This is a genomic window from Streptomyces sp. NPDC019443 (assembly GCF_044389785.1).
Taxonomy (GTDB): domain Bacteria; phylum Actinomycetota; class Actinomycetes; order Streptomycetales; family Streptomycetaceae; genus Streptomyces.
This window is the reverse complement of the sequence record NZ_JBIRYJ010000003.1, coordinates 585,804-605,750: the sequence shown is the minus strand read 5'-3', so window position 1 is coordinate 605,750 and position 19,947 is coordinate 585,804. Positions and strand designations below refer to the sequence as shown.

Sequence of the window (19,947 nt, the reverse complement as noted above, 5' to 3'; positions counted from 1 at the left end):
GGTGCCGACGGGTTCGTGGCCAGGTCCCGGCGCCTGTTTGGTCAAGCCCTGCCGTGTGCCTTCTGCGAGAGGTGCGACAGCGAGTCGACGGCCACGGCGGCGAGGAGCACACCACCGGTGATCACGGATTGCATCGGCGTCGGGATGCCCAGGAGAACCATTCCCGACGCGATCGACTGGATGACGAGTATGCCGAGCAGGACAGACCAGGTTGTACCGCGGCCGCCGAACAGGCTGACGCCGCCGATGATGGCTGCGGCGACGGCGTTGATCAGCAGGATGCTGGAGCCCGAGGTCTGGCCCACCGCGGCGACGCGTGAGGCCAGGAAGAGCCCGCCGACAGCGGCCAGCGTCCCGGACACCATGAACGCCGAGATCCGCAACCACACCACGTTGATGCCGGCGCGCCGGGCTGCTTCGGCACCCCCGCCGATGGAGAGGATCTTCCGCCCGTAGAACGTGCGGCGAAGGACGAAGTCGAGGCCGACGACGAAGGCCAGGAAGATCAGAAGAGCGAGCGGCAGGCCCTGGAAGCGGTTCAGGATATAGGCGGCGGCGAACGCGACCAGTGCCACCGCGCCCGTGCGCACGGCGATGACACTGAGCGGCCGGGACCGCACGTCGGCGGCCCTGCGGCGGCGTGAGTCCCGGTAGGACGCGAGGAGGAACGCGGCCACGATGAGCGCCGCCAGCCCGTACGCGACTGCCGCGTCGTGGAAGTAGTAGCTGGTCAGCGCGTGGATCAGGCCCTGCTCGTGGAGGTTGATGGTGCCGCTCGCGCCCAGGATGTAGAGCATGAGGCCGTTCCAGGCCAGCAGCCCTGCCAGGGTGACGACGAACGCCGGTACGCCGATCCTGGCCGAGAAGAACCCCTGAACGGCTCCGATCGCCGCCCCTACGAGCATGGCGGCGACGATCGCCAGCCACTCCGGCAGGCCGTTGCTCACGTTCAGCACGGCGAACACCGCCGCCGTGAGCCCGCTGACGGAGGCGACCGACAGGTCCACCTCGCCGAGCAGCAGCACGAAGGCGATGCCGAGGGCGATCATGCCCGTGCCGACGATGTCCACGCTGAGGTTGGACAGGTTGCGGGGCGACAGGAACTGCTGGTGAAGGCTCTGGAAAACGGTCCAGAGCACGACGACGCCGATGATGCCGGGCAGCGATCCGAGTTCGCCGCTGCGCAGCTTGCGGGTGAAGTCGCCGACGTAGCTCCTGAAACTGCCCTCGCCGTTCCCTGCCCGGCGCTGGTCGACGGCTGTGGCCACGGTGCCGGCCGAATCGCCATCCGCACTGGTGGGACCGAGATTCTCGGATGCCCGCGTCCTGTTCACATCGCTCCCTCTCACGCCCAGGTCTCGCGATGGGTTACGGCGTTGTCGGTGGCGCCGGTGATGGAGGAGACGATCTGCTCCTGGGACGTGGTCGGCACGCTGAAGAAACCATTGTTGCGACCGAGGTGCAGCACCGCGACCCGGTCCGCGACGGCCTTGACGTCACCCAGGTTGTGGCTGACGAGGAGAACGCCGACCCCGCGTTCCCTCAGCCGGTCGATCAGGTCGAGGAAATGGATGGTCTGCCTGACGCCCAGCGCAGCGGTCGGTTCATCGAGGATGAGCATCCTGGGTTCGCTGAGAAGAGCGCGCGCGATCGCGACCGTCTGGCGTTGGCCCGCGGAGAGGGAGGCGACGGGGACGCGGACGCTGGGGATACGCATGGAGAGGGTGTCCAGCAGGTCCAGTTCCCCGGCCCGGCGCTCCATGGACACTTCGTCGAGGATTCCGGTCCTGCCGATCTCGTGGCCGAGGAAGAGGTTGCCGACGACATCGAGGGTCTCGCACAACGCGAGGTCCTGGAAGACGCTGGCGATGCCCAGGCCCTGGGCATCTCGGGGGCGAGTGATCCGGACGGGACGGCCGTTCCACTTGATGACACCCTCGTCGGCGGGGGCGACGCCGGTGATCACCTTGACGAGGGTGGACTTGCCCGCGCCGTTGTCGCCCACCAGGGCGACGACTTCTCCGGCATGGATCTCCAGCTCGACGTCCGAGAGTGCCCAGACAGCGCCGAACCGTTTGCAGACTCCGCGCAGCGCCAGCAGGGGCGTGCTCGGCACGTGAACCACCTCCTTTGCCCGTCCCGTCTCTCCCGGCCGGTGATGCGGCACGACGTGCGGGAGGTGCGGCGTCGGGCGGCCTATTCGGTGAGTCCGGCTTTCCGGCAGGCGGCTTCGACCGCCGGGGTGCAGATCTGGCTGACCGTGTAAAGGCCGCTTTTGACGACCGTGTCCTTGATCGTGCCGACGGTTACGGGGACGAGGGGCCCGAGGACGGCCGGAATCTCCTTGCTTGTGTCATTGCTGACACGGTCCGTTGCGATGGTGTCGAGCTTCTCGCCACGGCCCAGGGCGACGGCCATCTCGGCGGCGGCGTTGGCCTCTGCTTCGAAGGACTTGTAGATGGTGACGTACTGCTCGCCCTTGACGATCCGCCGCACGGCCGAAAGGTCGGCATCCTGACCGGTGACGGGCGGCAGCGGCCTGATACCGGCGGCCTTGAGCGCGGTGACCACGCCACCCGCGAGCCCGTCGTTGGCCGACAGGACGCCGTCGATCCTGTCCGCGCCCAGCTCGGCGATGGCGGCCGACATGTTCCTGAACGCGTTCTCCGGAATCCACTCGGCGGTGTAGTACGACCTGCCGATCTTCACCTTGCCCTTGAGTACGGAGAGCGCGCCCCTCATCAGGTCTCTCGTGTTCGGGTCGGTGGGGTCACCGTTCATCATCACGATCTGGCCGCCGCGCGCCTTGGGGCCCATCGCTTTGAGGAGCTCCTCGGCCTGGATCTTGCCGATCTCCTCCGAGTCGTAGCTGGAGTAGGCCGAGATGGGGCCCTCGGCGAGACGGTCGTAGGAGACCACCGGGACGTGCGCGTCGCGGGCCCTGGTGATCGAGGAGCGGAGCGCCTTGTCGTCGACGGGATCCAGGATCAGGACCTTGGCACCGTCCGCGATCATGGATTCGACCTGCTGCTGCTGCGTGGCCACGTCCGCTGAGGCGTAGGCGTGGGTCACCCTGCAGTCGGGGCACAGCGCCTTGACCTTCTCCACGATCAGGGGCTTGTCGGCGGTCGCCCAGCGAGCGGTGTGAGTGTCCGGGAGCAGCAGTCCGATCGTGAAGCCGCCCCTGCCGGAGGTTCTCCCGCCCGCGTCCTCGCCTGCCTCGCCGACCACCCCGCAGGCGGCGAGGCCGGCGAGCGTGCACGCCGCTGTCACGGCGACGACAGCACGCCCCGGACAGTTCTTCGTCCGAGGCATCTTCCTGCCACGTCTCCTGGGGCTGTGCACCGTCTGGAGCCGAACCGACATAATCCCCAATGTATGAGAAAACGCGAAACAGTGACGGCCGGACGACGGCCGGACAGTGCGGCAGACCCGGCACGGTGGCAGAGCGATCCCGCCCAGCCCGCGGGTCCGATGCCGACCTTGGCCTGCGGCGCCGCTGAAACCGGGGTCGAGTGTGTTGACCTGGGCCGATGAACCTGAAGCAGTCTCTCGGGCAATGCGGGCGCTCCAGGTCCGGGGCTTGGTGCACCGGGTCGGGCGTCTTCCCCCCTGGTGAGGGTGAGCGGCGGCACGGTGAGGACAGGAAGTGGCGGCCGGGACGGGCAGATGGCCGGCCGCGTCGACGTCTGATCCGGGGGTCCGACGTTCTCCTGGGCCGCCGCACGCCCTCGGGTTCGGTCGACACGTTTGGGACTGGAACGGCTGCCCCGTACGGGTGAGGGGGGTCACGCGCAGCGTGCGCCCGCGCCTGCACCACATGACCGGCGACGCGGACGCACTGGCAGGCGGGCGATACGCAGCGAGCAGGTTCCAGGGAAGGGCGTGGTCGGCGCGGGGGAGTGCCGTTCCCACCGCGGTGGGAACGGCTCTCTATGGACTGCAACGCCACACCCGCGGGTCGAGGACGAGTTGGGCACGGTTGCTCCCGGCCACGGTCTCTTCGTCACTGGCGGTGGCCGTCCAGCCCGTACGCGGCATTACGGGAGCAGTGGGCTCCATCGCCGCCGCGGCGGCCGCCCCGTGATGCGGCGCAGAAGGCGGCGCCACCTGTCCGGTTGTGGGCGAGTGCGGGCTTGCCGTGGGGGTCGCCGACCATCTCGCCGCTTTGCTGACGCTTTGCCAATTCGGTCCACTCACCGCCGAGTTGATCGGTGTGGTACGTACGTCCAGGACGTGCGGCCGCACTCCAGCGCGGCCACGACCCTGTACGACCGGCACGGGATCATCCGGTGCTCGGGCGCGAGCGCGAGGTCGACCAGCGTCCGCAACCGGCCCGTCCGTAGGCAACACTGCGCCATGTAGGGTCTGCGTTTCGCACTTCTCGCCCGCCCGGATGCGTCACGCGTCTTCGGCGTTTCGCTCCTCAGACCACATCATCCCAGACGCTTCCGTCGGTATTCGAACATCTACGAGAATGCCGCTTCCCTCATGTCACACCCGGAAGGCATGGGTAACAATGCCCAATGAGCAAGGAATATCCCTGTCCGACGCCGAACTCACCGCCGCAGTCAGAGAGTTGCAGTCCGACGCCCCAGTGGACGAGTTATACCGCCGGCACCGGTCCGCCGTTTTCTGCTACGCACTCGCCTGCTGCCGCGATCGGCACACCGCTGAAGACCTCACCTCGGAAGCCTTCGTCCGCACACTCCAAGCCGTACGGTCCGGCGGCGGTCCGGAGGCCGCCTGGCGCCCGTACCTCCTCACCGTCGTCCGCCGTACCGCCGTCGACTGGGCGGGCACGGCTCGCCGCACCGAGCTGTCAGCCGACTTCGAGCAGTGGCTCGCCAACACGTCCGACACCCCCGAGGCGGAGAGCGGCGAGGAGCGGATGCTCCGTCTGGAGGAGAACAGCCTTGTCCTACGGGCGTTCCGCTCGTTGCCCGAGCGCTGGCAGACCGTCCTCTGGCACACCGCCGTCGAGGAGGAACCGGCCACGACGGTCGGCCCCCTGCTCGGCCTGGGCGCGAGCGGTGTCAGCTCGCTGGCGTCCCGCGCCCGGGAAGGTCTGCGCGAGGCCTACCTGGCGGCGTACGGCGAGAACGCCTCCGGCACCGACGAGTGCCGCCGCTACAGCTCCCTGCTCGGCGCCGCCGTGCGCCGCACCGGCCGCCGTCCGAACAAGGACCTCGACCGGCACCTTGCGGAGTGTGAGCGCTGCCGCGCGGCGCTCATCGAACTCACCGAACTCAACGAGCGGTTGGGCTCGGTGCTGCCGGCCGGAGTGCTGCTGTGGGGAGGCTCGGCGTATATGGCGGCGCGGCTGGCCGAAGCGGGCGCGAGTGCCGGTGGTATGGCCATCGCACCCGGCACGCCGGACGGCTCCGTCCCCCTGGACGGCGGTACGGGGTGGTGGGCCAAGGCCAAGGACGCCCCGCTGTCCTCCGGCGCGGTCGCCGGTTCAGTAGTCGCCGCCATCGGGATCGCAGTCCTCGTCGCGCCGATGCCTTTCGGCGAAGACGGGAAGGGGTCGGAGAGCTCGCCGCACGCGCGGGTAGCGCAGCCGCCCGTTTCGGTTTCCGATCATCCGCCGCCCGTCACGCTCACAGCCAAGCCCTCCCGGACCGCCGCGGCGCGCCAGGCCGGGCACTCCGCCACAGCGTCAGCTCCCGCATCCGCAGAGTCGGCGCAGCCATCGCCCACCGCGGCCGACCTCGGGGCCGTCAAGTGGTCAGGCAGCCTCCGCAACGCGGGAGTCAGCGCCAAGTGCGTCGAGCCCGCCGGTACGAGTGTCGTCCAGAACGCGTGCGACGACGGTGAGGACCAGGTCTGGGAGACCTTTTCGTTCAAGGAGAACAAGGACTACACCTGGCTCCGCAACGCCGCCACTGGCGAGTGCATCGACTACCGCGGAGGCACCCAGGAGGTATCCGACAACGCTGCCAACGTGCGGATCAGGATGGGACCCTGCCGCGCGGTCGGCGACGGACAGCTGTTCCGCTTCGACCCGTGGTGGGGCGAGAGCGACGGCAGCTACCTGGTGCGCGCCGAACTCGAAGACGGCAAGCCCTGGGACGAGATGCAACTCGGCATGCTGGACTGGTGGGAAGGGAACGACCCGCCGCCTGAGAACGACGCCCCCGTCGTGCTCACGTACAACTACTACAACGCCCCACGGCTCCGCTACCACATCGACGTCAAGTGACCGACTGGCCAGGGCCCGTGCGACGCCACCCGGCGGCATGGGCCCATTGGGCAAAGGGTTAGCAAAGCGGCGGGATGACCTCCGCCGGGCACAGTCCTCCTTGTGACCGTCTGTACATACGACACACATCCCGGGGGACCCCGATGGTCCGAAGTGTCCTCGCGCACCACCTGCACCAGCGCTTCAACGATGCGGAGATCGGACAGCTCGTACGACACGGCAGAACGGCAGCCTCCTCCAAGGACCGGGAAGCTGTCCCGAGGGGCACCGAACAGGTCTTCAGCGACCTCTACGACGCGACGGTGGGCGGTGGCCCGCCCGCAGGCTCGCTACAGGTGCACTTATTGACCACCGCGCGCACGCCGGCGCTGCGCGAGTGGAACCGCGCGCCGGAGGCGTGGGGCCGCACCCTGGACACGGAGGGTGCGGCTCGCCCCCTCACCGACGGAAGCTTGTTGCGCTTCGACACCATCGATTTCGGCGATGACGCCCGGACCCGGACCGATGTCGCGCTCGGCCTCATGGCCCACGGCCCGCCCGGCGCGGAGATCGCCGTCCGCCTCGACCGGCCCGACGCTCCGGTGGTGGCCACGATCCCCATCCCCCAAGCGAGTTCGGCACGTTGGGTGCATGCGCCCATGCGGCCCACCGCCGGTGTCCACGCGGTGAATCTCACGGCGTGCTACGCCGCGGGCAATGCCTGCGTCAGCATCACCTAATTCACCTCCAGCTGACTCTCCCCGGATACTTTGCCGGCTCCGGAGCAAGACGTCGGCCGGCAGGCCGGTGACACCATGCGGGCCTTCACCCATGGCTGCCACCGGACTTGAGTGGAAGGTTTCCCGATGCATTTGGTCCTGGGTTCGCGGCCGCCACGGCAGCCTCTTTCGGACGCTGCTCTGATTCATGCGGTGCGCAAAGGACGAGTCGAACTCTTTCGGCATCTCTATCGCCGCCACTACGCCGCCGTGCAGGCGTACGCCTCCCAATGCATGCCGGGTCCACTGCATGCGCACGAGGTGACATCACAAGTCTTCGCGCAACTGCTGCAACGGATGGTGTCCGGGGAGGGCTTCGTCGGACAACGTCATCCGGGCTGCCTGCGACCCCAGTTGCTGGGCAACGTGCGCACCGCGGCGATCACGAGGTGGCATCGGGAGCGCGAAGCGCTGTCGCCGGACTTCCGGGCCTGGGTCGCCGCGGGAGGCCGGTGGCCCTGGGGAGAGGACGGCCAGCTGGCTCTCGCGTTCCAGCGCCTCCCGGCCACCACACAGTGTCTGCTGTGGCACTCGGTGGTGGACCGGGACGATCCCGCGTCGACGGCCCGCATCACGGGGCTGGCCCTCCATGCGGTCAAGGACTGGTGCGACCAGGCCAGAAGCGCGCTGCGCCAGGCCCGTACGGACCTGTATCTCGAGCGGCTGGAGCGTCAGGACTGCAGGGAGGTGATCAAGCGGCTGGCCCTGCGGCTCGAGGCGTCGCCGACCGAGGAGGCCGCGGACCATCTCCTCGTCTGTCCGGCATGCTTGGGTGTCTACAAGGACGTGTCCCGGCTCGACGGGCAGCTCGAAGCGCAGCTGCCCGTACGACTGTTGGGGTGGTGGACGGGTCAGGATTACCTGCGTGCGAAGGTGGCCATCCCCGTGCCCCTGGACGATCCGCCGTTCCTGACGAGGCTGATGGAGCAAGCCCGGGTCGATGCCCCCGCACAGCGCTCGCGCGTACGCCTGGCCCGGGCCACGGCGGCCACCGCCCCGCGTCACCGGGGAAGAATGTGGGCGGCGTCCCCGCGGGTCCTTCGTCGCTCGCGGGCCTCTGTCGTGGTCATCGGCTTCCTGGCCGGCGTTGGCGTGGGCATGGCCGCGCTGGCCGCTTGCGATCAGCAGCGCGGGGCCCAGGGGCACCCGCCGTCTGCGTCCCGGTCCTCGCCCGCGCCGGACGACTCTCCGTCGCCGGAAGCACCGACTTCCCCTGCGTTCCGGGCCAGAGACCGCGTCCCTGCTGATGCGTACACGTTCCAGCGCGAGACAACTGCCGGCTCCGGCCGGGGCACCCGTGTCCTGGGAAGCTCCTCTTTCCTGCGCTACGACCGTGTCGATTTCTCCACCGGGGACGTGCTCGCCCACGCCAGACTTGCGGGGCCGCCTGGCGGCGGTGCCTGGATAGAGATCGTGCTCGATTCCCCTGCCCGATTACCGCTGGCGCGGATCACGCCAACCGCCGACGGTTCCCTGCACGACATCTCGGTGCCGATCATCCCTGTCGACGGCGTGCACCGTGTCCATGTGACCGCGCATTGCCCGACGACCGCCGAGCCGTGCGTCGAACTCCATGCGTTCGGTACCGAGCCATCCCCGCCCCCGGGTGCGGAATGACGGCCACTTACCGCGGTCGACGCGCTTCGCTGCCGACGGCCGAAGCCGACAAGAAGCGCGGTCCTCAAAGGCGCCCGGTTACGCCCCCGTCGGCGGCCTGCGCGCAGCGTACGTTCCCGCGCCCGCCGCCAGCAGCATCACGCAGCCCGTGAAAATCAGCCCGGCTTGGCGCAGCCCGAGCCATGTGGCCATGGCGCCGACACCGACCACCGGCAGCGAGATCCCGGCGTAGGCGACGACGAAGAACGCCGAAATGGTGCCGCCACGACGCTGTGCCGGGGCCGCGCCGCTGACCAGAGTGAGCGCCGCGCGAAAGGCCAGTCCCTGGCCGGTGCCGCCGCACAGGGCGCCCAGGACGAGCAGGAGCATGGATTCGGCGATCAGTGATGACGCCACCAGCAGCAGGCCCACGATGAGGATGCCGCACCCAACGGGGAGCGCGAGGCGCGCGCCGATGCGTTGGGTCAAGGACTGCCCGACGGTCGAAGCGAGGAACACGGAGAACACCACCGCGCCCGAGACAGCCAGGTTGTGCACACCCAGCGTCTGCGAGGCAAAGCTCGGCGCGACCGCAGTGAACAGCCCGAGAAGCGCGAAGCCGGCGAACGCCGCCAGCGCGGCGGGCGTGAACACACCCTTCACCTCCGGCGGCACCGTGACTCCCTGCGGCTTCAGAGGTGGCCATCGCTTCGGCTCCGCCACGGTCTCCGGCAGGAACCAGGTGATCCCACAGGCCACAGCCACCAGCCCCAGGTGGACCCAGAACGGCAGCGTCAGAGGCCAGGGCGTGTACTGCGCGAGAAGGCCGGAGAGCAGTGGCCCGCAGCCCAGACCACCCATGTTCGCCGCGGTGGCGGCGAACCCGGCCCGCGTCTTCTGCCCAGGACCGGCCAGCTCGATGACGGCCGCTGTCGCCGCGCCGCTCAACAGGCCGGCCGCGCAGCCGGACAGCAGCCGCCCCGCGAAGAGCAGAGGCAGACCGCTCTCCAGGAGGAAGCATCCCGCGCTCGCGGCCGACAAGGCCATGGCGATCAGGAGCACCGGCCGTCGGCCGACCTCGTCGGAGTAGTTTCCCGCCACCAGCAGCACGGTGATGACCGCGACGGCGTACACGGCGAAGACAACGGTCACCATCAGCTCGGAGAAGCCGATCTTTTCCTGGTAGAGCCCGTACAACGGTGTGGGCAGTGTGGTCCCGGCCATCCCGATGGCGAACACCACTGCCGCAGCCGGATAGCCCGGTCGCCAAGCACCGTCTGCGTTCACCGCGCCGTTGCGAATGATCACGCACGTCACCCTACGAGTGCCCCCTCGCTGCCGCCGCCCGGCACGAGGCGGCGCGCTGCCCACGGGGAACGCGGCCGGTCAGGGGTCTGTGACGTGAACCGGAGTGGTGGGACGATGGCTGCCCGGACCGTATCGGCGGTCTGTACAAGTTTCCTGTGGGGCACTCATGAACATCTGGCTCCCATTCCGGCTCTTCGCCGCAACGGCCGTGACCGGCCTGATGCTCACAGCCTGTGGGGGTTCTGGCGGGCCCCCGACCGCGTCGGGATCGCCGTCCGCCGCACCGGGAACGTCCTCACCGTCGCAGTCGTCCGCGACGCCCGTCCCCTCGGCCCCGGCGACGACACCGCCGGGCTCGCAAGTGCCGACCACACCCGCACCCGGCGGCAGCCTGCCAGTGCTCGGCTCCGGGCGTTTCCAGCCGTTGTGGCCGTTCACCACGCTCGCCGAAGCCCAGGCGTGGGAGCGTGACTATCGCTCCGGCGGACACGCGCCCTGGCATCTCGACCCGGACCAGACCGCACTGTCCTTCACCCGGGGCTACCTCGGTTTCCGGGACATCGGCCGGATCTCCTCACACACCGTCAGCGGTTCGCACGCCCGCATCGGCGTCGCACTGAGCGGGCCCGAAGGCGGCACCGCGGCGATTGTCCACCTCATGCGGTACGGCACCGGCCCGGAGGCCCCGTGGGAGGTCGTGGGAACCGACGACACGACGTTCTCCCTGACCATGCCCGCATACGGGTCGCTCGCGCGTTCCCCGATGGTGACCGGCGGGCGGATCACCGGCGTGGACGAGGGCATCCGCGTGCAGGTGCGCCAGCCATCGTCCGGGGCGCTGTTGGGCACCTCGTGCTGCACCTCGGCGGGCGGCAACGACCAGCCCTGGAAACAGTCGGTGTCCTTCTCCGGAGCCCGCGATCCGGTGCTCACGGTTGTCGCATCCACAGGCGGGCACGTCGCCGAGGTCGAACGCTTCACCGTCACCGCGGTGCGCACCGGCTGACCGGCTCACCTGATCACGAAGAGGGATCGGCGAAGCGGTTTGTGTACCGGCCGATCAGCGATTGTGACCTTCGGCGGCTGCAGGACGTCCCAGCCCACCGTGTTTGCTGGGGCCGGAGGTGTGGGCACCCCACCTGGTACGGGCCGCCATGGGTCTGCTTCCAGCTCATCGAGTAGTACAGGTAGTTCCGCTCTGTGGTGTAGGTGCCGGACTGGGCGTGAAAAGCGCGCCAGTACTTGTGGCCTTCGCCGGGGGCGTCGCCGTCCGGGTAGAGCACGATGCCCACAACCCCGTGCAGCGCTTCTCTTTTTCCGGTCATGTAGATGACGTCGGCGCCTTCCCGGTAGTCGGTGATGTGTGCCCAGAACGGCGCGTGCAGGCCGAGTGCCCTGGGCAGTTCCAGGTGGCTTTCGATGGACTCGTCGCCTCCGATCATCCCGTCGTGGGCGAAGGGCGCCTCGACTGCCATGTACGGCATGGTGAACATCTCGCCTTGGCTTTTGGCGCGGAGGAAGTCTGCGGCTTCCAGCAGAGTCAGCCTTTCGAGGGACCGCGTCTGGAGAGTCTGCGCGGTCTGCAACTCCTTGGGGGCGTACGGGTCGCAGCCAGTCATGGAGAAACCTCCCAGTTCTGGCGAATCATTCTGTGTCCATGAGACGGGCGGGTGTGGTGGCGGCATGCAGCATGTACTCAAGCGGTCCGCGCCGGAAGGCCCGGGTCCAGGCGAGTGCCAGCAGCATGGCAGCTGCGGCGAAGCCGAGGAGGACCAGTAGGGCCGCGGAGTCCGGCAGGTCGTCGATGCCCAGGGCCTTGATGGCGATGATGTGGCCGACATAAGCGGTCAGCGCGATGGAGCCGACCGCGATGACGGGCGCGGCCAGCCATCGCAGGCGCGCCGACCGGTCCGTGGCGATGAAGCAGGCGGCCAGGACCACGAGGCCGACGCCGGTGTTGCCCAGGATGGACCACGTCGTCTGGCTGTGCGGCGCGGCCACCAGCAGCCAGGCTGGAACGCCTGCGGTCGGGTCTTCGCCTACGCCGTCGGACCACCAGGCCGAGGCCGCCGCCCCGGTGTCCGTGGCCGCGTTCACGGCGGCCAGCGCGCCGGGGACCAGGTGCAGGGCCAGCCATGAGCCTCCATAGCCGAGCACGGCCAGCGTGCCGCCGGACAGGGCGATTTTGGCGGGTACGCCGGGCCGGGTGAGGTCGAGCTTGGCCACGGCCATTCCGGCGATGATGAAGGGCAGCCAGGTCAGTACCGGGTACGCGCCGGTAATGAACAATTCGACGATCCCGTCGGAATCGCTGATTCGGGCCAGTGGGTCGTAGGTGATGACGGCATCGGCCCAGCTTCCGCCGTCGATCGCCGCACGGAGCAGGTACAGGACTTGGGGCAGTACGAGCGCGGTCGACACGGCGATGACGGCCAGCGTGACGGCCCGTAGCCGATACAGCGGGAGGGCGAGGACGAAGAGCAGTCCGTAGCAGGCAAGGATCACGTCGACCGGAGTGTCCAGGGCGGCCAAGGCGTATCCCAGGACGATCAGGACGGCGGAGCGGATCAGTACCCTGCCCACGGCCTGCCGCCCCGCGCGCCCGGTCCGTGGCCGCGGTCGGCCAGTGAGCAGGACCAGGGAGAACCCGGCAAGCAGAGCGAACAGGGCAGCGGACCGGCCGCGTGCCAGCTCCATCGCCCAGCCCAGCGGGCCGCCCACCGAAGGCTCGGGACCGACGTGGGCCGCGTACATGCCGAGGACCGCCAGGCCGCGGGCCAGGTCTATGCCGATCAGCCGCCCTGTTGACGTCGTACAGCAGGGAGAGCGGCCTACCCCGGCCTCGGGTGCCGTCTCGGACGGCACGGCCTGCGATACGTCGTGCGTCATAGCTCAAGGGTTGGGGAAAGCTGCCAGTTACAACCATCCGGCAGGTGTCCGGAACCGCCCCCGCCGACTGGCTGGCGCGGCCCCGCCGCCTGGCGGTATTCGGCGTCGGGCAGCCGCAGGGCGACCCTCGGCGTGGTACGAATCGGACAGTGGTCCGATGGCGAGTGGAGCACGTGTGATCCGGGTATTGGTGGTCGACGACGAGGCCCTGATCCGTACGGGCTTTCAGCACATCCTCGACGCGGCGGACGATATCGAGGTCGTGGGGGCGGTTACCGGCGGCCAGGCGGTCCAGACGGCGCAGCAGATGCGTCCCGACGTCGTGCTGCTGGACATCCGGATGCCGGACGTGGACGGACTCACCGTCCTGGCCGGCCTCCGTCGGCTGCCGCACCCTCCGGTGGTTGCCATGCTCACGACGTTCGACATGGACGAGTACGTGGCAACGGCACTTCGCTCGGGCGCCGCCGGCTTCCTGCTCAAGGACACCGACCCCGAGGGACTGCCGTTCCTGGTGCGGACCCTGGCCGACGGTGGCACCGTGCTGTCGTCCAAGGTCACCCGGACGGTAGTGGACGGCTACCTGACCGCCGGCTCCCAGGAACCGGCCGCCCGCAGCCTCGACCGACTGACCGACCGCGAGCGCGCCGTACTCGTCCTCATCGCCGAGGGACTGTCCAACACCGACATCGCCACACGGATGCACCTGAGTACCGGCACGGTCAAGGACCATGTGAGCGCCATCCTCACCAAGCTGGAGGTGGGCGGCCGCGTCCAGGCCGCCCTGCTCGCCGAACGCGCCGGCCTCCTCAAGCCGCCGCGGGACGAGGAGGAGCGATGACCCCCCGCCGCCTGCCCGCCCCGCTGCTGGACGCCGCCCTGGTCGCGGTCGCGCTGCTCGACGTCGGGGTCCATTTCGACACGGAGGAGCCGCTGCGCATGGCGTGCGCCGTGGCCGCTGCCTTCGCTCTTGCGCTGCGCCGTCGCCTGCCGCTGCTGACCTTCCTGCTCACGCTGCCCGCCGTCCTGTTCTCCGACGCGATCCTCGCCGCGCTGGCCGCGCTGTACACACTCGCCTCACTCACCCGCCGCCGCACCCTGCTGGCCGTCTGCGCCGCGGCGTTCACGTTCAGCAGCATGTCCTCGTGGCCGTCACCGACGTTCGACCTGTCGGAGACCGCGACCTTGATCACTCTGGGCTACACCGCGGCGACGGCGGTCGCTCCTGTCTTCCTCGGCCAGCTCGTCCAGGCCCGGCGTGATCTGTCGTTGCGACTCGCCGAGATCTCCGCGGCGCGTGACCACGAGCGGCTCCTGACCGACCAGACCGTGCTGGCCAAGGAGCGCGCGCAGCTCGCCCGGGAGATGCATGACGTGGTCTCTCACCAGGTCAGCCTGATTGCGGTGCGGGCCGGAGCGCTCCAGGTCGGCGCCCGGGACGCCGAAGTCAAGGAAGCCGCAGCCACGATCCGGCGGCTGAGCGTACAGACCCTGGACGAACTGCGGCACATGGTCAGCGTCCTGCGCGCTTCCGGGGGCCGCCCCACGGAGCTGACCCCGCAGCCGTCCCTGGCCGACCTCCAGCGGCTGGTCGAGAGCAGCGGCATCGAGGCCGAGCTGCAGACGGACCTGCCCGACGGCCTTCCGCCGACCGTCCAGCGCGCCATCTACCGCACCGTCCAGGAAGGGCTGACCAACGTACGCAAGCACGCCCCCGGCGCCACCGCGACGGTTCGCATCTGCCACGAGGGCGGCGCCGTCCGTGTCACGGTCACCAATACCGCACCGACCCGGCCCGCTCTCCCTCTGCCCAGTGCGCACTACGGCCTGGTCGGCCTGCGTCAGCGCGCCGCGCTCCTCGGTGGCACTGTCACCTCCGGCCCGACGGCCGACGGCGGCTACGAACTTCGCCTGGAGCTTCCAGCCGGGGGTGCCGTCGTTGCTGACGGTGGCCATCAAGGTTCCCTCGGGGCTGACGGCCCCTGATACCCCGTTGCAGGCATGTTGTGTGCGGCCGGGCGGGTTTCGTCGCCGACGAGGTTGACGACCTGGTCGGCGATCATGTCGAGGATGTCCGCCGCGGCTGTGTCATCGCCGAGAACGAGGAAGTTCAGAGTCAGTCCGTCGGTCATGACGGCGAGATAGCGGGCCAACACGGGGACAGGTACGCGGAGTTCGAACTTCATGCTGTGACGGAGCTGTTCGATGAGTTCGGTGTAGGTGTCGGAGTACAGCTCGTACTGCCGCCGTGCCAGATGCTCGAACCCCGGCTGGCGCAGGGCGTACTGCGTGAGTTCGTAGGTGAGCATGTGCTCCCCGGGGTTGGCGGACACATGCTCCCAGTAGGCGTGGAATCCCGCCCGGATGGTCTCCCGAAGGGTTGCCTTCGGCCGGATCGCTTCCTTCACCACCGTGACGTAGTGATCGGTGATCGCCGCGATGACGGACTCGAGCAGGGCCTGCTTGGAGTCGAAGCAGTAGTGGAAGACGCTCAGCGAGACGCCCGCCTCGGCGGCGATGGACCGGGTCGTCGTCCTGGAGACACCGTCGCGGGTCATCGCGCGTATCGCTGCCTCGATCAGCTGTCGGCGCCGCTCGGCCGACGGCATCCGTGCCATGTGGTTCCCTTCGGTCTTGTACCGCGCCGGGGCATGCGCCGGGGCCGGCCGGATCAGGATGGCTGATCCGGCCGGCCCCCGGCCCTTGGGCGCTCCATCGGTGGCGTCAGCTGCCGTAGACGCCGACTTCGTTGAGGGAGTAGCCCCAGCCGGTGCCGCGCTCCAGCCCGTGGATGCGTACGTAGCGGGCTGACGTTCCGGTGAACTGCGCCGTGTCCAGGCCGCCGTCACCGGCGGTGGTGGACCATACGGACTGCCAGTTCGTGCCGTCGGTGGAGACCTCGATGCGGTATGCCTTCCCGTAGGCCCGCTCCCAGTTGAGGGTGACGCGCTTGATCAGGCTCGGTGCCCCGAGGTCGATCCGGAGCCACTGGTCGTCGCTCCAGTCGCTCGCCCAGCGGGTGTCCGCGTTGCCGTCCACGGCCCTGTCGGGTGCGTAACTCGTGAACAGGCTCCACTCCGACGAGCTGGCCGAGGCGGACGAGCCTGCGGCAAGGTTCACCCCGGCCTTGTGGTTCTCGGAGGCATTCCAGGTGTCGAGGTAGGACTCGGCGCCCCGGAAGAGGTCGTCCACGACACCCTTGCCGCCGACGATCCGTATGTCCTCCAGCCAGTCCGGGACCAGACCGTAGTGCGCGGCGCCGTCGGTGTTGATGTCCCAGGTGCGCTCGCCGGTGGTCTGCCTGTCGATGACGGCGCTGCCGTCAGCGCTGCGGAAGGGGTACCGCACCGGGTTCGGGGTGTCCGCGCCGCGGGGGCCGGGCCAGCCGCCGACGCCGTTCATGTCGGTGCCGTAGCCATAGCCGACGTTGTACTTGTCGCGCAGCGCGTCCGTGCGCTTCGCCTCCGCGCTGAACTGCTCGGCGCCGTGCATGTACTGGGCGATGAAGCCGCCGAGACGGTAGACCCGTTCGGTCCAGTTGAGGTCCATCCAGCTGTGCGAGGAGATCACACCGGGGTACGACTCGGACTCGAAGATGTCGAAGGCCCGGCCCGCGGCCTTGACGCTCATATGGTCGATCTCCAGCATCATCTTGCGTTTCATCATGCCGCGCACGGCGTACTCGCCGAGCTCGGTGAGACCTCGGGTGTTGCACTGTGCGTCCGCGGTGTACGAGGGGACCGCCACGCCCGGCGGAAGTTCCTTCTCCGCATTGGGCGCCGACGCGAGGCCGATGGGGTTGTCGTGCTGCGGGCCTGTGCACTTCTCCGTCTTCCAGAAGGTGCCGGTCGACAGGAACTGGCCGACGTTGATCGCCGTGCCGAGGGTGCCCTCGTCGAAACGGACCCCGCACAGGGCATTGTCGAACTTGTGGCACAGGAACATGCTGCGTACGCCCAGCTTGTGCAACTCGTCCAGACCGCGGTCGATGTCGGCCTTGCCGCACTGCGCGACGTCCAGGATCTGCTTGCAGCCGAACGGCTCGGAGGTCTCGACCCCCAGAACGACTGCCAGCTTGCCCTGCTGGATGACCTGGCGGGCCTGCGCGGTGTCGGTGACGATCCTGAACCAGCCCTTGCCCGGCCCGCCGTACATCTTGTCGATGTAGGCCTGCATGTCGTAGGTCTTCTGCGCCTGCAGGCGGATGGAGGTCATCTCGTCGCAGCTGCGGTCCTTGAAGAAGTAGACCGAGCAGATCACGCCGTTGGTGACGAGGTCGTTGACGAGCACCCGCTGACCGCCGCGCCAGGCCCGTTCGACCCAGGCGTAGTAGTTCTGCTGATGAGTCAGCGAGTCATGGGCGGGCCAGTCCTTGAACGTCGGCCATCCGTTGGGGTCGTGCTTGCCGTCGCCGCCTTTGGTGATGAAGTCGAAGATCGCGAGCGAGCCGTCGGGGTAGTGCTCCGGGCAGTCCTTGAGCGCGTCGGCGATCCCCAGTTCGGAGAACGGCTTGCCGCAGATGAGCCGGCCGCCGAAGGCCTCGTTGGACATCAGGTGGTTGTGGGCGTCGACGAAGCCCCGTACCTGTCCCTGGGAGTCGGTCCCCTTGAAGGGCTCGCCCGTGACATTGATCTGGGAGTCGGGCGCGGGCCGCGCGGCCGGGGTCCACCAGCCGGACTCGGCCGATGAACTGGGCGCTGTGCCGAGGACCATGGCCACCACGGTGAGGAGCAACGACAGAACCGCGATGGGCCTGCGTTTGCGGTGCGTGTGTCGAGTCATGGGCATCACTCATGCCTTCGGTGAGCGGATGGTGGGGGGTGAGGAGCCGATGTCGCCCGGGGCCACGTCCGTTCTGGGGAGGGGTTGTCATGGCCGGTGCAAGCGATGCGACGAGAATCGCGACTATCACACTCGGAGTCAATAGTCCGGGACAGCCGACCTGATGGCCCGGCGGATCCGCCGAACTCGCCGGGCGGGCAAGGGGGGTGGCGGACGAACAGGCCTTCAGGAACAACCGCAACCGTGGGCCACCACTACTCGACTCCAGGCGACGAATCTGCACAGCTCCCGGCCGACCCCCAGCGCAGGAAGTCCTCGCCCGCCCTCACCGCCGAGAATCGGAAGGTGCGGCACGGCGAGATGTCTCAAGCGGCGAGAGCCGGCCGCCCGTCGTGGACCACGGCGGCGGGGGAGGGCGCCCCTGTGGTTTGGTCAAGCTGGTTGTAGTCGGGCCTGTTGACCGGGCAGCCAAGGCTGCGAACCGGGACAGCTGGAGTCGTGGGCATGCCCGCTCCTGCAATCCTCAGTGACGTCTTCCACGCCTTGCAGAGGGAACGGGGGGAAGAGGACGCAGGTATCACCTTCGACCAGGGTCCGTCCCCTGTCGACCGGATCGACGTGATGGTCTACCGTGCTACGGATCCCATGGCCGCCACGCTCTTTACGACGATCGGGATGTCGGCCCAAGCCATGCCGCCCCGTGAGGGGCGACCCGGCGGCCATGCAGAACTCCGCTTGTTCAGGCGCGGGATCGTCCAGCCGGGCGATGAAGGGCTGATCGCGATGAAGCTCGCGAACCTGGCGACCTATCCATGGACGTCCGGGCGGCCGCTCGGCTGGGGCGAAGTGGTTTCCTTCACCGACGACATTCCGACGTTCCCGGGCTGCCGCAGCGTGTTCCTGGCGGGGCCCTGGATTGCCGGGCAGCCGGCCTTCATCGAGACAAGAGCCGAACGAGTACGGGTGGTCAACCTCGTACCGATCAGTGGGGCAGAGCGCGCCGATGCGCTGGAGGCCCGACCGGAGGTGTTCTTCAGCGATCTGCTCGACTCACGGGACGCCCTCACTCCGCCAGCCCTGGCCTGACGCCCCGGCCAGGGTGCAGGGTCGTCCGCGCTGAGGTGAGCGGCGGGTGACCGGGTCGGATTCGACGGCACCGATGATTCTGCGTCGCGGCGGGAGTCCTGTATTCGACCGCACACTTGAGAGGGTGGACCCATGGCCGATCTGCGCGACACGCTGGAGACGCACGTCAGTAAGGGCTCGCTGCCGGGAGCGGTGGGCCTGGTGGCCCGCGGTGACCGGGTCGAGGCGGAGGCCGTGGGATCCGTTGACGTCGAGGGCACCGCCCCGATGGCCAGGGATTCGATCTTCCGCATCGCATCGATCACCAAGCCCATCGTCGCCGCGGCCGTCATGATGCTGGTCGAGGACGGCCGGATCGCGCTGGACGACCCGGTCGGGCAGTGGCTGCCGGAGCTGGCGGCACCGAGCGTCGTCCGTACGCCGGCCGCGCCGGTGGACGACGTGGTCCCGGCGGTCCGGCCGATCACCGTGTTCCATCTGCTCAGCTCCCGTGCCGGGTACGGCTTCCCCTCCGACTTCTCACTGCCCGCGGTCGCGCCGCTGTTCAGCGAGCTGAAGCAGGGACCGCCGCAGCCGCAGACCGTCCCCCCGCCGGACGAGTGGATGGCGAGGCTGTCGCGCATTCCGCTGCTGCACCAGCCGGGCGACGGCTGGCTGTACAACATCAGCTCCGACCTTCAGGGCGTGCTGATCGCCAGGGTCACGGGCCGGCCGCTGCCCGAGTTTCTGGCCGAGCGGCTGTTCGAGCCGCTCGGGATGGCCGACACGGCGTTCGTGGTACCGGCCGCCAAGCTCGACCGCTTCACCAGCTACTACCGAACCGATCCCGAGGGCGGACTCGAGCTGGTCGACGCCGCCGACGGGCAGTGGAGCAGTCCACCGGCCTTTCCGTCCGGCGCGGGCGGTCTGGTCTCGACCGTCGACGACTGGCTCGCCTTCGGCCGGATGCTGCTCGCCGAAGGGACGGCCGGTGGCCGTCGGCTGCTGTCGCCGGAGTCGGTGCGGCAGATGACCACCAATCACCTGACCCCGTCCGAGCGTGAGTCCGCCGGGTTGTTCCTCGAGGGGATGGGCTGGGGTTTCGGCGGCGCGGTCGATGCCGAGGCCGTCGAACCGTGGAGCGTGCCGGGACGCTACGGCTGGGTCGGCGGTACCGGCACGGCCGCGCACGTCACACCGTCCACCGGCGCGGTCACCATCGTGCTCGGCCAGCTGCAGATGGGCGGACCCAGCTTCCCTGAGCTGATGCGGGACTTCTGGCGGTACGCGGCCGACGTCTGAGGTAGGGCGTGGTGCCGGGGCACGACGCGGCGTCGGATGCCC

General features: G+C 69.0%; 17 protein-coding genes. 8 read left to right on the top strand and 9 right to left on the bottom strand.

Going from position 1 to position 19,947, the window contains the following annotated elements; all coding sequences use genetic code 11:
* Positions 1–41: 41 nt before the first annotated feature.
* The 4 genes from ACH492_RS13105 to ACH492_RS13090 all read right to left on the bottom strand — a co-directional run bounded on the left by ACH492_RS13105 (position 42) and on the right by ACH492_RS13090 (position 4,186).
* Positions 42–1,334 carry a sugar ABC transporter permease gene (locus ACH492_RS13105; RefSeq protein ID WP_398985766.1) on the bottom strand — a complete coding sequence of 431 codons (1,293 nt, stop codon included), beginning with the start codon at positions 1,332–1,334 and terminating at the stop codon, positions 42–44.
* An 11-nt stretch (positions 1,335–1,345) separates the two neighbouring features.
* Positions 1,346–2,125, bottom strand: coding sequence for an ATP-binding cassette domain-containing protein (locus ACH492_RS13100; RefSeq protein ID WP_398985764.1), 780 nt, complete (start codon positions 2,123–2,125; stop codon positions 1,346–1,348).
* Between the two features lie 71 nt (positions 2,126–2,196).
* A complete protein-coding gene (locus ACH492_RS13095) occupies positions 2,197–3,315 on the bottom strand; it encodes a sugar ABC transporter substrate-binding protein (protein ID WP_398985762.1) in 1,119 nt (372 codons plus the stop codon).
* 691 nt (positions 3,316–4,006) lie between these two features.
* A complete protein-coding gene (locus ACH492_RS13090) occupies positions 4,007–4,186 on the bottom strand; it encodes a hypothetical protein (RefSeq protein WP_398985760.1) in 180 nt (59 codons plus the stop codon).
* 333 nt (positions 4,187–4,519) lie between these two features.
* On the opposite strand from ACH492_RS13090, the gene ACH492_RS13085 reads away from it, so the two are divergent.
* From ACH492_RS13085 to ACH492_RS13075, 3 genes are all read left to right on the top strand, one after another.
* A complete protein-coding gene (locus tag ACH492_RS13085; RefSeq protein ID WP_398985757.1) occupies positions 4,520–6,205 on the top strand; it encodes a sigma-70 family RNA polymerase sigma factor in 1,686 nt (561 codons plus the stop codon).
* 143 nt (positions 6,206–6,348) lie between these two features.
* The gene (locus ACH492_RS13080) at positions 6,349–6,924 is read left to right on the top strand and encodes a hypothetical protein (protein ID WP_398985755.1); all 576 of its coding nucleotides are present in this window, start codon (positions 6,349–6,351) and stop codon (positions 6,922–6,924) included.
* Positions 6,925–7,116: 192 nt separating this feature from the next.
* Positions 7,117–8,580 carry a hypothetical protein gene (locus ACH492_RS13075; protein ID WP_398985753.1) on the top strand — a complete coding sequence of 488 codons (1,464 nt, stop codon included), beginning with the start codon at positions 7,117–7,119 and terminating at the stop codon, positions 8,578–8,580.
* A gap of 78 nt (positions 8,581–8,658) precedes the next feature.
* Here the strand turns inward: ACH492_RS13075 and ACH492_RS13070 are convergent, their stop codons facing one another.
* Complete coding sequence (locus tag ACH492_RS13070; protein WP_398985751.1) at positions 8,659–9,867, bottom strand: MFS transporter; 1,209 nt, start codon at positions 9,865–9,867, stop codon at positions 8,659–8,661.
* A gap of 361 nt (positions 9,868–10,228) precedes the next feature.
* Between ACH492_RS13070 and ACH492_RS13065 the strand changes: the two genes are divergently transcribed.
* Positions 10,229–10,873, top strand: coding sequence for a hypothetical protein (locus ACH492_RS13065; protein ID WP_398985749.1), 645 nt, complete (start codon positions 10,229–10,231; stop codon positions 10,871–10,873).
* 13 nt (positions 10,874–10,886) lie between these two features.
* Here ACH492_RS13065 and ACH492_RS13060 read toward each other — a convergent pair whose 3' ends face one another.
* Complete coding sequence (locus ACH492_RS13060; protein ID WP_398985747.1) at positions 10,887–11,486, bottom strand: hypothetical protein; 600 nt, start codon at positions 11,484–11,486, stop codon at positions 10,887–10,889.
* A 25-nt stretch (positions 11,487–11,511) separates the two neighbouring features.
* Positions 11,512–12,756 (bottom strand): DUF418 domain-containing protein, encoded by a 1,245-nt coding sequence (locus tag ACH492_RS13055; RefSeq protein WP_398985745.1) that lies wholly within the window; start codon positions 12,754–12,756, stop codon positions 11,512–11,514.
* 175 nt (positions 12,757–12,931) lie between these two features.
* Between ACH492_RS13055 and ACH492_RS13050 the strand changes: the two genes are divergently transcribed.
* Positions 12,932–13,597, top strand: coding sequence for a response regulator (locus ACH492_RS13050; protein ID WP_398986217.1), 666 nt, complete (start codon positions 12,932–12,934; stop codon positions 13,595–13,597).
* Positions 13,594–14,742 (top strand): sensor histidine kinase, encoded by a 1,149-nt coding sequence (locus tag ACH492_RS13045; protein WP_398985743.1) that lies wholly within the window; start codon positions 13,594–13,596, stop codon positions 14,740–14,742. The genes ACH492_RS13050 and ACH492_RS13045 overlap by 4 nt, the downstream gene beginning before the upstream one ends.
* Here the strand turns inward: ACH492_RS13045 and ACH492_RS13040 are convergent.
* Together ACH492_RS13040 and ACH492_RS13035 are read right to left on the bottom strand one after the other, a co-directional pair.
* Positions 14,712–15,374: a TetR/AcrR family transcriptional regulator gene (locus ACH492_RS13040; protein WP_398985741.1), complete on the bottom strand. Its 663-nt coding sequence runs from the start codon at positions 15,372–15,374 to the stop codon at positions 14,712–14,714. The genes ACH492_RS13045 and ACH492_RS13040 overlap by 31 nt on opposite strands.
* Positions 15,375–15,480: 106 nt before the next feature.
* The gene (locus ACH492_RS13035) at positions 15,481–17,538 is read right to left on the bottom strand and encodes a discoidin domain-containing protein (RefSeq protein WP_398985738.1); all 2,058 of its coding nucleotides are present in this window, start codon (positions 17,536–17,538) and stop codon (positions 15,481–15,483) included.
* A 504-nt stretch (positions 17,539–18,042) separates the two neighbouring features.
* Here ACH492_RS13035 and ACH492_RS13030 point away from each other — a divergent pair.
* Both ACH492_RS13030 and ACH492_RS13025 read left to right on the top strand, forming a co-directional pair.
* Positions 18,043–18,624, top strand: coding sequence for a suppressor of fused domain protein (locus ACH492_RS13030; protein WP_398985736.1), 582 nt, complete (start codon positions 18,043–18,045; stop codon positions 18,622–18,624).
* 132 nt (positions 18,625–18,756) lie between these two features.
* Positions 18,757–19,905, top strand: a complete 1,149-nt coding sequence (locus ACH492_RS13025; protein WP_398985734.1) for a serine hydrolase domain-containing protein — start codon at positions 18,757–18,759, stop codon at positions 19,903–19,905.
* The last annotated feature ends 42 nt before the right edge of the window (positions 19,906–19,947 follow it).

What these genes read in the sequence shown, in the direction of transcription:
- ACH492_RS13095 (WP_398985762.1), bottom strand. Translation starts at nt 3,315, where the DNA reads ATGCCTCGGACGAAGAACTGTCCGGGGCGTGCTGTCGTCGCCGTGACA.
- ACH492_RS13085 (WP_398985757.1), top strand. Translation starts at nt 4,520, where the DNA reads ATGCCCAATGAGCAAGGAATATCCCTGTCCGACGCCGAACTCACCGCC.
- ACH492_RS13080 (WP_398985755.1), top strand. Translation starts at nt 6,349, where the DNA reads ATGGTCCGAAGTGTCCTCGCGCACCACCTGCACCAGCGCTTCAACGAT.
- ACH492_RS13060 (WP_398985747.1), bottom strand. Translation starts at nt 11,486, where the DNA reads ATGACTGGCTGCGACCCGTACGCCCCCAAGGAGTTGCAGACCGCGCAG.
- ACH492_RS13055 (WP_398985745.1), bottom strand. Translation starts at nt 12,756, where the DNA reads ATGACGCACGACGTATCGCAGGCCGTGCCGTCCGAGACGGCACCCGAG.
- ACH492_RS13045 (WP_398985743.1), top strand. Translation starts at nt 13,594, where the DNA reads ATGACCCCCCGCCGCCTGCCCGCCCCGCTGCTGGACGCCGCCCTGGTC.
- ACH492_RS13040 (WP_398985741.1), bottom strand. Translation starts at nt 15,374, where the DNA reads ATGGCACGGATGCCGTCGGCCGAGCGGCGCCGACAGCTGATCGAGGCA.
- ACH492_RS13035 (WP_398985738.1), bottom strand. Translation starts at nt 17,538, where the DNA reads ATGACTCGACACACGCACCGCAAACGCAGGCCCATCGCGGTTCTGTCG.
- ACH492_RS13030 (WP_398985736.1), top strand. Translation starts at nt 18,043, where the DNA reads ATGCCCGCTCCTGCAATCCTCAGTGACGTCTTCCACGCCTTGCAGAGG.
- ACH492_RS13025 (WP_398985734.1), top strand. Translation starts at nt 18,757, where the DNA reads ATGGCCGATCTGCGCGACACGCTGGAGACGCACGTCAGTAAGGGCTCG.